Consider the following 12,493-nt stretch of genomic DNA (forward strand, 5'->3'; position numbering starts at 1 on the left):
TCGCCGGCGCAAGACGGCTCAGGCACGTACTCGGTCGTCGAGGGGTGTAACGCCGTTGGTGGGGGGTTTATTGGCGTTACTGTGGTGGGCGCCTTTGCAAAGGCTGGCGGAGACGGTGCTGCGGCGTTCGGTTTTCTCAGCAACGCGAATAAATGGAGCACTGCCTTTGGCCTCGAGTCCAGCGCAACGGGCATCTCGAGTATCGCGATGGGCTTCGGGAGCAACGCTTCAGCTATCAATGCTGTTGCGATAGGAGGCTCAGGGGGAAATGGGACTACACCGTTGAGCGTTGCCAATTCCACGACCGCCTCGGGCGCTGGAGCTGTTGCCATCGGCAGCAATGCGACCAAGGGAGCGCAGGCAGGTGCATCCGATGCCATCGCCATTGGCGGCGAGTCATCCGTGGTTGCGGCTGCAACATCCGGCATTGCCATCGGGCGCGGTGCCGTTGCGAGCACCGCGCGCAGCGTCGCGCTCGGTGATGGCAGTACGACGGCTGCGGCGACCGCCGTTCCCAGTGCAACCATCGGAAGCGTCACTTATGGGGGCTTCGCAGGCGCTGCACCGATCGGAGTGGTCAGCGTCGGTGGTGGAGTGGGTTCGGAGCGCCAAGTCACCAATGTGGCCGCGGGCCGCGTGACATCCAGCTCGACGGATGCGATCAACGGCAGTCAGCTGTTTTCCGGGCTGAGCACGACCGGCAGCAGCATCGCCAGCCTGTCGACCTCGACCTCCACGGGGCTGAGCACCGCAACCAGCAGCATCACAAGTCTGTCGAGTGGCTTGAGCACGACGAACAGCAATGTGGCTAGCCTGTCCACCTCGACCTCCACGGGGTTGAGCACTGCGACGAGCGGTATCACCAGCCTGTCCTCTGGCCTGAGCACCACCAATAGCAACGTCACCAGCTTGTCGACTTCGACCTCCACGGGGCTGAGCACCGCAACCAGCGGCATCACAAGTCTGTCGAGTGGCCTGAGTACGACGAACAGCAACGTGGCGAGCCTGTCGACTTCCACTTCGACGGGTCTGAGCACCGCGACGAGCGGTATCACCAGCCTGTCTTCTGGTCTGAGCACCACCAACAGCAATGTCGCGAGCTTATCGACCTCAACCTCCACGGGGCTGAGCACCGCAACCAGCGGCATCACAAGTCTGTCGAGTGGCTTGAGTACGACGAACAGCAATGTGGCCAGCCTGTCGACTTCCACTTCGACGGGCCTGAGCACCACCAATAGCAATGTCGCGAGCTTGTCGACTTCGACCTCCACAGGCCTGAGCACGGCAACGAGCGGAATCACAAGTCTGTCGAGTGGCTTGAGCACGACGAACAGCAATGTGGCTAGCCTGTCGACTTCCACTTCGACGGGCCTGAGCACCACCAATAGCAATGTCGCGAGCTTGTCGACCTCGACCTCCACGGGGCTGAGCACTGCAACCAGCGGCATCACAAGTCTGTCGAGTGGCTTGAGCACGACGAACAGCAATGTGGCCAGCCTGTCGACCTCGACGTCGACCGGCCTGAGCACGGCTACGAGCAGCATCGGCAGCTTGTCCACGTCGACTTCGACGGGTTTGAGCACTGCGACCAGCGGCATCACCAGCCTGTCTTCTGGTCTGAGCACCACCAACAGCAATGTGACGAGCTTGTCGACCTCGACCTCCACAGGCCTGAGCACCGCAACCAGCGGCATCACGAGCCTGTCAAGCGGCCTGAGCACGACGAACAGCAATGTCTCCAGCTTGTCGACTTCGACTTCGACGGGTCTTAGCACTGCTACGAGCGGTATCACCAGCCTGTCGAGCGGCCTGAGTACGACCAACAGTGCTGTTGCCAGCCTGTCGACTTCGACCTCCACGGGGCTGAGCACGGCCACCAGCAGCATCAGCAGCCTGTCGACCTCGACCTCCACCGGCTTGAGCACATCGACGAGCGGCATCGGCAGCCTTTCGACGGGCCTCAGCACAACCAACAGCAACGTGAGCAGTCTGTCGACTTCGACTTCGACGGGTCTGAGCACTGCGACCAGCGGTATCGGTAGCTTGTCTACCAGCCTCAGCACAACGGACAGCAACCTGGCCAGCCTGTCTACGTCGACCTCGACGGGCCTGAGCACTGCAACAAGCGGCATCAGCAGCCTGTCGACGGGGCTCAGCACGACGAACAGCAACGTTGCCAGCTTGTCGACTTCAACGTCCACCGGGCTGAGCACGGCCACCAGCAGCATCGACAGCTTGTCCACCTCGACTTCGACGGGTTTGAGCACCGCGACCAGCGGTATCAGCAGCCTCTCCACCGGCCTGAGCACGACGAACAGCAGCGTGGGTAGCTTGTCGACCTCGACGTCGACGGGCCTGAGCACAGCTACCAGCGGCATCACCAGCCTGTCGAGCGGCCTGAGCACGACCAATAGCAACGTCGCCAGCCTGTCGACCTCGACCTCCACGGGGCTGAGCACCGCGACCAGCGGCATCACAAGTCTGTCGAGTGGCTTGAGCACGACGAACAGCAATGTGGCTAGCCTGTCGACCTCGACGTCGACCGGTCTGAGCACGGCTACGAGCAGCATCGGCAGCTTGTCCACGTCGACTTCGACGGGTTTGAGCACTGCGACCAGCGGCATCACCAGCCTGTCGACGGGCCTCAGCACGACCAACAGCAGCCTCAGCAGCCTCTCAACTTCGACATCCTCGGGCCTGAGCACCTCCTTCAGCGGCATTGGAAGCTTGTCGACGGGGCTGAGCACGACGAACAGCAACCTGAGTACGCTGAGTTCGTCGGTCAGCACGATCTACAACACCGGTACGAAGTATTTCCATACCAACAGTACGGGTGCAGACAGTCAGGCTCTCGGTGCCGACAGCGTGGCCATCGGCCAGAACGCGATATCGAATGGCAACTCCAGCGTGGCGCTGGGCTTGAATGCGCAGACCAACGTGGCCAACAGCGTAGCGCTGGGCGCTGGCTCAGTGGCCAACGTGGGGGCGCTGACCAACTACACCGCCTTCGGCCTAGCCGCGCCGCAAACCTCGTCGGGCGAGGTAAACGTGGGCAATCGCCAGATCACGGGGGTGGCCCCGGGCAGTGCTCCGCAGGATGCCGTCAATGTCAGCCAACTTTCCACGACCGCGGGTTCGTTGTCGACCGGCCTGAGCACGACCAACAGTGCCGTTGCCAGCCTGTCGACCTCGACCTCCACGGGGCTGAGTACGACCACCAGCGGCATCTCCAGCCTGTCGACCGCTTTGAGCACGGCGGGCAGCGGTCTCGACAGTCTGTCGACCGGCCTGAGCACGACCAACAGTACTGTTGCCAGCTTGTCGACCTCGACGTCAACCGGCCTGAGCACTGCGACGAGCAGTATCGGCAGTCTGTCGACTTCGACTTCCACGGGGCTAAGCACGGCCACCAGCGGTATTTCTAGCCTGTCGAGCGGCTTGAGCACCACCAACAGCAACGTGACTAGCCTGTCTACGTCGACGTCGACGGGTCTGAGTACTGCGACAAGCGGCATCAGCAGCCTGTCGACGGGGCTCAGCACGACAAACAGCAACGTGGTTAGCCTGTCCACGTCGACCTCGACCGGTTTGAGCACGGCGACCAGCGGTATCGCCAGCCTGTCGACCTCGACGTCTACCGGGCTGAGTACGGCTACCAGCAGCATCGACAGCTTGTCCACGTCGACTTCGACCGGCTTGAGTACCGCGACGAGCGGCATCAGCAGCCTTTCGACGGGCCTCAGCACAACCAACAGCAATGTGAGCAGCCTGTCGACTTCGACCTCGACGGGCCTGAGCACGGCCACCAGCGGCATCACCAGCCTGTCCACCGGCCTGAGCACGACGAGCAGCAACGTCGCCAGCCTGTCGACCTCGACCTCCACCGGCTTGAGCACAGCGACGAGCGGCATCAACAGCCTTTCGACGGGCCTCAGCACGACGAACAGCAATGTGGCCAGCTTGTCGACCTCGACTTCGACGGGCCTGAGCACTGCAACAAGCGGCATAAGCAGTCTGTCCACCGGCCTGAGCACTGCGACAAGCGGTATCACCAGCCTGTCGAGCGGCCTGAGTACGACGAACAGCAACGTTGCCAGCCTGTCGACCTCGACCTCCACGGGTCTGAGCACTGCTACGAGCAGCATCGACAGCCTGTCCACCTCGACCTCCACCGGCTTGAGCACGGCGACCAGCGGCATCAGCAGCCTGTCGACCGGCCTGAGCACGACCAACAGCAACGTCGCCAGCCTGTCGACCTCGACCTCCACCGGTCTGAGCACGGCCACTAGCAGCATCGACAGTCTGTCCACGTCGACCTCGACGGGTTTGAGCACGGCGACCAGTGGCATCAGCAGCCTGTCCACCGGCCTGAGCACGACGAACAGCAACGTCGCCAGCCTGTCGACGTCGACCTCGACTGGCCTCAGCACGACCAACAGCAACGTGAGCAGCCTGTCGACTTCGACCTCGACGGGTCTGAGCACGGCGACCAGCGGTATCACCAGTCTGTCGAGCGGCCTGAGCACGACGAACAGCAACGTCGCCAGCCTGTCGACCTCGACCTCCACCGGCTTGAGCACAGCGACGAGCGGCATCAACAGCCTTTCGACGGGCCTCAGCACAACCAACAGCAATGTGAGCAGCCTGTCGACTTCGACCTCCACGGGTCTGAGCACGGCCGCGAGCAGTATCGACAGCCTGTCCACCTCGACCTCGACTGGCCTGAGCACCGCAACGAGCGGCATCAGCAGTCTGTCCACCGGCCTCAGCACGACGAACAGCAACGTCGCCAGCCTGTCGACCTCGACCTCCACCGGTCTGAGCACAGCGACGAGCAGCATCGACAGCCTGTCCACATCGACCTCGACGGGTCTGAGCACCGCGACAAGCGGCATCAGCAGCCTGTCGACGGGCCTCAGCACGACCAACAGCAATGTGAGCAGCCTGTCGACCTCCACATCGACAGGGCTGAGTACTGCGACGAGCGGTATCACCAATCTGTCCTCGGGGCTGAGCACGACGAACAGCAACGTTGCCAGCCTGTCGACTTCAACCTCGACTGGCCTGAGCACCGCAACGAGCAGCATCAGCAGCCTGTCTTCTGGACTGAGCACCACCAACAGCAATGTGGCGAGCCTGTCGACCTCGACCTCGACGGGCCTGAGCACGGCAACCAGCGGCATCAGCAGTCTGTCCACTGGCTTGAGCACGACAAACAGTAACGTCGCCAGCCTCTCGACTTCGACCTCGACCGGTCTGAGTACGGCCACCAGCGGCATCAGCAGCCTGTCCACTGGCCTGAGCACGACGAACAGCAACGTCGCCAGCCTGTCGACCTCGACCTCCACCGGTCTGAGCACCGCCACGAGCAGCATTGACAGTCTGTCCACGTCGACCTCGACGGGTTTGAGCACCGCGACCAGTGGCATCAGCAGCCTGTCCACCGGCCTGAGCACGACAAACAGCAACGTAACCAGCCTGTCGACCTCGACCTCGACCGGTCTGAGCACTGCTACCAGCGGCATCAGCAGCCTCTCGACCGGCCTCAGCACCACCAACAGCAACGTGAGCAGCCTGTCGACCTCGACCTCGACGGGTCTGAGCACTGCGACCAGCGGTATCACCAGTCTGTCGAGCGGCCTGAGCACGACCAACAGCAACGTGGCCAGCCTGTCGACGTCGACCTCGACTGGCCTGAGCACCGCAACAAGCGGCATCAGCAGCCTGTCCAGCGGCCTGAGCACCGCGACCAGCAGCATCGGCAGCTTGTCGACCGGCCTTGCCAATTCGGTCCAGTACGACGATGCAAGCCACTCCAGGGTCACGCTGGGAGGCGTGGGTGCAACCTCGCCGGTCATCCTCACGAACGTCGCCGCGGGTGTGAATCCCACCGATGCAGTGAACTTCGGCCAGCTGACGTCGCTGTCGACCTCGCTTGGTGGCGGTATCGGCAGCCTGTCGACCAGCCTGAGCACGACAAACAGCAACGTGGCCAGCCTGTCGACCTCGACCTCCACGGGCCTGAGCACGGCCACGAGCAGCATCGACAGCTTGTCCACGTCGACTTCGACGGGTCTGAGCACCGCCATCAGCAGCATCAGCAGCCTGTCGACGGGGCTCAGCACGACGAACAGCAACGTTGCGAGCCTGTCCACGTCGACGTCCACCGGGCTGAGCACGGCTACAAGCAGCATCGACAGCTTGTCCACGTCGACTTCGACGGGCTTGAGCACCGCGACCAGCGGCATCAGCAGCCTGTCCACCGGCTTGAGCACGACCAACAGCAACGTTGCCAGCCTCTCGACTTCGACTTCCACCGGCCTGAGCACTGCCACGAGCAGCATCGACAGCCTGTCCACGTCGACCTCGACGGGTCTGAGCACCGCGACCAGCAGCATCAGCAGCCTGTCGACGGGCCTGAGCACGACCAACAGCAACGTGGCCAGCCTGTCGGCATCGGTCTCGACCGGCCTGAGCACGACCACGAGCAGCATCGGCAGCTTGTCCACGGGCTTGAGCACGACGAACAGCAACGTGACCAGCCTGTCGACCTCGACTTCCACAGGTCTGAGCACCGCGACCAGCAGCATCGGCAGCCTCTCCACCGGCCTGAGCACGGTGTCGAGCACGGTCGACAGCCTGTCCACCGGCCTGAGCACCACGACGAGCGGCATCGGCAGCCTGTCGACGGGCTTGAGCACGACGAACAGCAGCGTGGCCAGCCTGTCGACCTCGACTTCGACCGGCCTGAGCACGGCGACGAGCAGCATCGGCAGCCTGTCCACCGGCCTGAGCACGACGAACAGCAGCGTGGCAAGCCTGTCGACTTCGACCTCGTCGGGCCTGAGCACCGCGACCAGCGGCATCGCCAGTCTGTCGACCGGTCTCGGCAGCCTGTCGAGCAGCCTGAGCACGACCAACGTCAACGTCAACAGCCTGAGCACGTCGGTCAACAACATCTACAACACCGGCACCAAGTACTTCCACGCCAACTCGACGGCGGCGGATGCCCAAGCCTCTGGCCAGGAAGCTGTGGCGATCGGCCCGCAATCGGTGGCCAGCGGCGCCAACTCGTTTGCAGCCGGCAACGGCGCCCGGGCCACGGCCGACGGCGCGGTGGCGGTGGGCTTCGGCGCCCAGGCGACGGGTGCGAACGCGATCGCCATCGGTACCGGGGCGCTGGCCACGGGCTCGCAGGCCATTGGTGTGAACTCCCGCGCAGGCGGCGGTGGCGTGGCGCTGGGCGACAACGCCGACGCAGGCGGTACGGCGCTGAGCCAGGCGCAGAACATCTCCAAGGGCACGGCCATCGGCTTCGGCGCCATCGTGCAGCAAAGCGGCGGCGTGGCGCTGGGCTCGGGCTCGGTGGCTTCCACCGCGGCGGGTGTGGCCGGCTACGTGCCGGGCAGCGCGACGGCGCAGCAGGCGGCGGCCATCAGGGCAACCACCAGCACGCAGGCCGCAGTGTCGGTGGGCGATGCGGCCTCCGGCCAGTATCGCCAGATCACCGGCGTGGCGGCAGGTACGGCCGACAGCGACGCCACCAACGTGGCGCAATTGAGGGCCACGGCCAATGCGGTTGCGGCCGGCGGCGTGCAGTACGCGACCAACCCGGACGGCTCGGTCAACTACAACCAGGTCACGCTGGGCGGCGGGCAGGCACCGGGCGGCACGCGCATCAGCAACGTGGCGCCGGGCGTGCTGCCGACGGACGCCGTGAACCTGAACCAGCTGAACCAGGTGAAGGGACAGGTCGGCGACGTGGCGCGCATCGCCTACTCGGGCACGGCCATGGCCTTCGCGATGTCGGGCACGTACCTGCCGACGCTGTACCCCGGCGAAAAGACCGTGGGCGTGGGTCTCGGCAGCTACAAGGGCTACAGCGCCGTGGCGCTGACATTCAAGGCGCTGTCCGATGACGGCAAGATGTCCTGGGGCGCGGGCCTGACGACCACGGGCAAGGAGTGGGGCATCAACGCCGGCATCGGCTGGAAGTGGAAGTAAGCAAGCCGCTGAATCGCCCCTGACCGGGCGGCTCCCGCGCTGACGGTGCGGGAGCCGTTTTTTTTTGGTACACACTTCGCCCCCATGCGCATTGGTATTTCAGTCCTCACCCACGCGGGGCAGAACATCTGGGAAAACGGAATGGGGCAGAACGTCCTGTTTCTCGCCCGGCTGCTGCAACGCATCGAGTTCGTCGAATCCGTGACCCTGGTCGACGCCGGCGACCAGCCGAGCATGCCGCCCCAGGTCGACCTGGCCGCCATGGGCCTGGCTTTCGGGCGGGCCCGCGACCTGACCGATGCGCTGGACGTGGTCATCGAGATGGCCGGCGCGCTCGACGTGCAATGGCTCTCCTACTTCCGCACATGCGGCGGCCGCGTGGTGTTCCATTGCGTGGGCCAGCCCTTCGCGGCGCTGGCCGAGCCGATCGTGTTCAACGACAAGGGCCACTTCAGCAAGCCCGACCGCTGCGACGAGGTGTGGCTGTTGCCCAAGGACGCGGTGTTCGCGCCGATGATGCGCACCATGCACCGCTGCCCGGTGTTCGAGGTGCCGTATCTCTGGTCGCCGCAGTTCCTGGCCCAGCGCGTCGCGGAGGTCGAGGCCGCGGGCCACCGTTTCGGCTACACGCCGCGCACGGCCGAGCAGCCGGGGTTTCGGGTGGCGATCTTCGAGCCCAATATCTCGGTGGTGAAGTCCAGCAGCGTGCCCATGCTGATCTGCGACGGGGCCTATCGCGCCGACCCAACCGCCGTGGCCTCGATGCAGGTGCTCAACACCCTGCACGTCAAGGACCACCCGACGATGCTGTACCTGGCGAACTCGCTCGACATCGTGCGCCAGCACAAGGCGATCTTCCATGGCCGGCACGACTTCGCGGGCTTCATGGTGCAGTTCGCCGACGCGGTGGTTTCGCACCAGTGGCAGAACGACCAGAACTACAGCTACCTCGATGCGCTCTACGGCAACTATCCGCTGGTGCACAACTCGCCCTGGCTGCGCGATGCCGGCTATTACTACCCCGACTTCGACATCGCCGCCGGCGCGGCGCAACTGCTGCAGGCGGTGCGCAGCCACGACAGGCAACTGGATGACTATCGCGCGCGCTCCCTGCGGGTCTTTGAGACGCTCGATCCGCTCCACCGGGCGAACGTCGACGGCTATGCGCAGCGCCTGCTGCACCTGGTGGGCGGCAATGCCGCATTCCGTGCCGGCGGCGTGAGGAGCGCCGCATGAGCGAAGCGCAGAAAAAGACCACCATGCCGGCCAAGCTGAAGGTCGGCGTTTCCATCTTTATCCGCAAGGGCGAGCAGAGCCTGTGGGAGAACGGCGTCTACCAGAACTGCCTGTTCCTCGTGATGCTGCTGCTGCGTTCGCCGCGCGTGGAAAGCGCCGTGCTGGTGGCCGGCGGCGGCGACGGCGGTCCTGCGGATGCAACCAATTTTCTGGCCGACTCGCCGGTGCCCATCATCGACATGGCCACGGCCGCACAAGAGCTCGATCTCATGATCGAGATGAGTGCCCAGCTGGCCATGTCGTGGTCCGTGGCGTTTCGCGAACGCGGCGGCAAGATCGTCTCGATGCGTGTGGGCAACGACTACGTGATCGACATCGAGCGGATGATCTTCAACAAGCCGCACGGCCTGCTGGTCTCTGGCGCACCGTACGACGAGGTCTGGACGATCCCCGAGTACGAGGTGTCTTGCAAGCCTTACTTCGAGAGCACCTTCCGCGCGCCGGTGCGGCTGATGCCTCACCTCTGGAGCCCGATGGTGCTGGAGCGCGCCATGGCCCGCGCGCCGCAGAGTCCGCCGTTTGCCTACGAACCCGGCCGCAGGCAGTGGCGCGTGGCCATCTTCGAGCCCAACATCTGCATGGTGAAGACGAGCTTCATCCCGATGCTCGGCTGCGAGGCGGCGCACCGCGCGCAGCCGCGGCTGATCGAGAAGATGTGGGTCTACAACAGCTTCCATCTGAAGGACAAGCCGCTGTTCATCGGCTTCGCGCAAAACCTGGACATCGTGCAGCACGGGCTGGCCACCTTCGAGGGGCGCTTCCCGGTCTACCAGGTGATGCCGGGCAAGATCGACGCCGTGTTCGCGCACCACTGGGAGAACGCGCAGAACTACCTCTACTACGAGGCCCTGTACGGCGGCTATCCGCTGATCCACAACTCGCACCTCATCGGCGACTGCGGCTACCGCTATCACGGCTTCGACTGCGAGGAGGGCGGTCGCGCCCTGCAGCGCGCCTTCGCCGAACACGACGCCGATCTGCCGGCCTACCGCGAACGCGCGCGCCGCTTCATCGCGACGCTCGACCCCGAGGGCGAGGACAACGTGCGAACGTACACCGCCGCCATCGAGAACCTTTACGCATGAGGACCGGGATGACGCCGAACCAACGATTCCCCCGCCTGCTGCTTGCCGCCCTGTCGTGTGGCGCTGCCGGTGTTGCACTCGCGCAGGGCGTGCTGGTGCCCCAGGCGCCACCGGCGGCGCCGCAGGACACGCTCACGCGCGCAGCAACCAGCGTGGGCATCAAGCGCTGCCTGCCCGCCATCACCCGGCTTTCCACGCTCACCGTGCAGGGCAGCCGCAGCCACGACGTGCTGCTCGACTGGGACCGCAAGCGCCCCGACGCCGGGCCGATGTTCTCGCTGATCGGCATGGAGTTTCCGAACGCCGGCGTGGCCGCGTCGATCACCGCCATTCCCGACGACAGCGGCGCCTGTACCGTGTCGGCCGAGCGCATCTCGGTCGCGCCCTTCACCTGCGCGAGCGTCGGGCAGCAGGAGCTGGCGAGCTACAAGATGACGCGGCTGCTGCCCAACTACGCGGTCTACACCGACGAGAAGGAGCCCACCTCCTCGGTCTCGCTGATCGATTCGCCGCCGGGCTGCCTGATCATCCGCCGCTACGTTGAATACGGCTGGCGGGACCCGGCCGCAGTTACTGGCGCAGCCCCGGCCGGTGCCGCGGGCCAGCCTCCGAAGAAGCGCTGAGCCAGTCGCAGGCTTTCAAGCCGTCGCCTGCGCCGCCAACGCCGTCAGCGCCGCAGCGGTCTGCTCATCGGCCGGGAAGAACGATTCCACAGCCAGTTCCTGCAGCGTGACGTCCACCGGCGTGCCGAAGATGGTGGTGGTGCTGATGAAGCTCAGCACCCCGTTCGGCGTGACGAACTGGATCGGCACCGCAATGGCCGACAGTGCCGTGTCGATGGCGGGCAGGTCGTGGCTGACCGCGGGTGGAGGGTAGGCCTCGAGTTCGTCATGCAATTCCTGCAGCACCGCGTCGCCGGTGGCGGCGATCTGCTGCTGCAGCCGTTCGAGCAGATGGGTGCGCCATTCGGCGAGATTGGCAATGCGCGGAGCCACGCCGTCGGGATGCAGGCTCAGCCGCATCACGTTGATGGGCGCCTGCATCAACTCGGGCGCGGCGCCTTCCATCAGCATCGGCACCAGCGCGTTGTGCGCCACCAGGTTCCAGTGGCGGTCCACAGCCAGCGCGGGAAAGGGCTCGTGCCCCTTCAGCACCAGGTCGACAGCGCGGCGTGCGGCGGCCATCGCCGGATCGTCGAGCGAGCGCTGCCGGTACATCGGCGCAAAGCCCGCGGCCACCAGCAGCGCATTGCGTTCGCGCAGCGGCACCTCGAGACGCTCGGCCAGGCGCAGCACCATCTCGCGGCTGGGCGCGGCGCGGCCGGTTTCCACGTAGCTCAGGTGCCGGGTCGAGACCTCGGCCTCCTGCGCCAGGTCGAGCTGGCTCAGGCGGCGGTGGGTGCGCCAGTGCCGCAGGTGGGCGCCGAACGGGTCGCGCGCGCCGGGCTGGCTGGCCTTGGACAGGTGGGAGCGGGTGATGTTCATGGGGCTGCATTCTGGCGCGCCGGCGGCGCGGCGCCATGACCTCCCAGGTCATCGACGCGATCCACGTCGGCCGGAATCATGGGCTCCAACGCGGCAGGGCTGGCTTGCGGCGTAACCACACCTAAGGAGATTCACATGTCCGTCTTCGCATCCCCCCGTTTCCTGCCCAACGTGATGTGGGCCGATGCCGCTTCCTGCGCCGCGACGGGCGCGCTGCAAGTGGCGTTCACCGGCGCACTGGCCAGGTTGACCGGCCTGCCGGCGCCGCTGCTCACGGGTACGGGCGTTTTTCTGCTGGCCTATGCGGCTGCGGCTGCTTTCATGGCCAGCCGCCGCGCGCCGCCGCGTACCCTCATCGGCCTGGTCGTCGCCGGCAACTTCGGCTGGGCCGTGGCCAGCGTCGCGCTGCTGGTGAGCGGCATCTTCCCGGTCACTGCGCTGGGCATGGCCTGGGTGCTGGCTCAGGTGGCCTGCGTGGTCGTGCTGGCCGAGCTGCAGTGGACCGGGCTGCGCCGCACCCGCGGCGGTGCCCGCGTGGTTTCCGGCCTGGAGCCGGCTGGCCGCTGGTGAGATCGCGGAATGCCGGCGACACCCCTGCCCCCGGCATTTTTCGCCATGAGGAAC

The 12,493-nt window shown here is 65.6% G+C and carries 7 protein-coding genes and 2 pseudogenes; 6 read left to right on the forward strand and 3 right to left on the reverse strand.

Features of this window, described 5'->3' with window-relative positions:
• Positions 1 to 207: 207 nt before the first annotated feature.
• Positions 208 to 6,906, forward strand: a pseudogene (locus AC1DFC_RS01060) (ESPR-type extended signal peptide-containing protein); the annotation flags it as partial.
• 53 nt (positions 6,907 to 6,959) lie between these two features.
• Here the strand turns inward: AC1DFC_RS01060 and AC1DFC_RS01065 are convergent.
• A complete protein-coding gene (locus AC1DFC_RS01065) occupies positions 6,960 to 7,376 on the reverse strand; it encodes a hypothetical protein (RefSeq protein WP_478178568.1) in 417 nt (138 codons plus the stop codon).
• Positions 7,377 to 7,394: 18 nt separating this feature from the next.
• Positions 7,395 to 7,628: a hypothetical protein gene (locus AC1DFC_RS01070; RefSeq protein WP_414930031.1), complete on the reverse strand. Its 234-nt coding sequence runs from the start codon at positions 7,626 to 7,628 to the stop codon at positions 7,395 to 7,397.
• Here AC1DFC_RS01070 and AC1DFC_RS01075 point away from each other — a divergent pair.
• The 4 genes and pseudogenes from AC1DFC_RS01075 to AC1DFC_RS01090 all read left to right on the forward strand — a co-directional run.
• Positions 7,513 to 8,004, forward strand: a pseudogene (locus AC1DFC_RS01075) (YadA-like family protein); the annotation flags it as partial. The gene AC1DFC_RS01070 and the pseudogene AC1DFC_RS01075 overlap by 116 nt on opposite strands.
• 84 nt (positions 8,005 to 8,088) lie before the next feature.
• The gene (locus AC1DFC_RS01080) at positions 8,089 to 9,240 is read left to right on the forward strand and encodes a DUF2827 family protein (RefSeq protein ID WP_413331396.1); all 1,152 of its coding nucleotides are present in this window, start codon (positions 8,089 to 8,091) and stop codon (positions 9,238 to 9,240) included.
• On the forward strand, positions 9,237 to 10,385 hold the full coding sequence (locus AC1DFC_RS01085; protein ID WP_478178569.1) for a DUF2827 domain-containing protein: 1,149 nt from the start codon (positions 9,237 to 9,239) through the stop codon (positions 10,383 to 10,385). Before AC1DFC_RS01080 ends, AC1DFC_RS01085 begins: the two co-directional genes overlap by 4 nt.
• Before the next feature lie 8 nt (positions 10,386 to 10,393).
• Positions 10,394 to 11,008, forward strand: coding sequence for a hypothetical protein (locus AC1DFC_RS01090; RefSeq protein WP_413331394.1), 615 nt, complete (start codon positions 10,394 to 10,396; stop codon positions 11,006 to 11,008).
• 15 nt (positions 11,009 to 11,023) lie between these two features.
• On the opposite strand, the gene AC1DFC_RS01095 is transcribed toward AC1DFC_RS01090, so the two are convergent.
• On the reverse strand, positions 11,024 to 11,869 hold the full coding sequence (locus tag AC1DFC_RS01095) for a helix-turn-helix domain-containing protein (RefSeq protein WP_413331393.1): 846 nt from the start codon (positions 11,867 to 11,869) through the stop codon (positions 11,024 to 11,026).
• 135 nt (positions 11,870 to 12,004) lie between these two features.
• Here AC1DFC_RS01095 and AC1DFC_RS01100 point away from each other — a divergent pair, with 135 nt between their 5' ends.
• A complete protein-coding gene (locus AC1DFC_RS01100) occupies positions 12,005 to 12,439 on the forward strand; it encodes a hypothetical protein (protein WP_007831369.1) in 435 nt (144 codons plus the stop codon).
• The last annotated feature ends 54 nt before the right edge of the window (positions 12,440 to 12,493 follow it).

The organism is Variovorax sp. 10L421 (assembly GCF_056395365.1).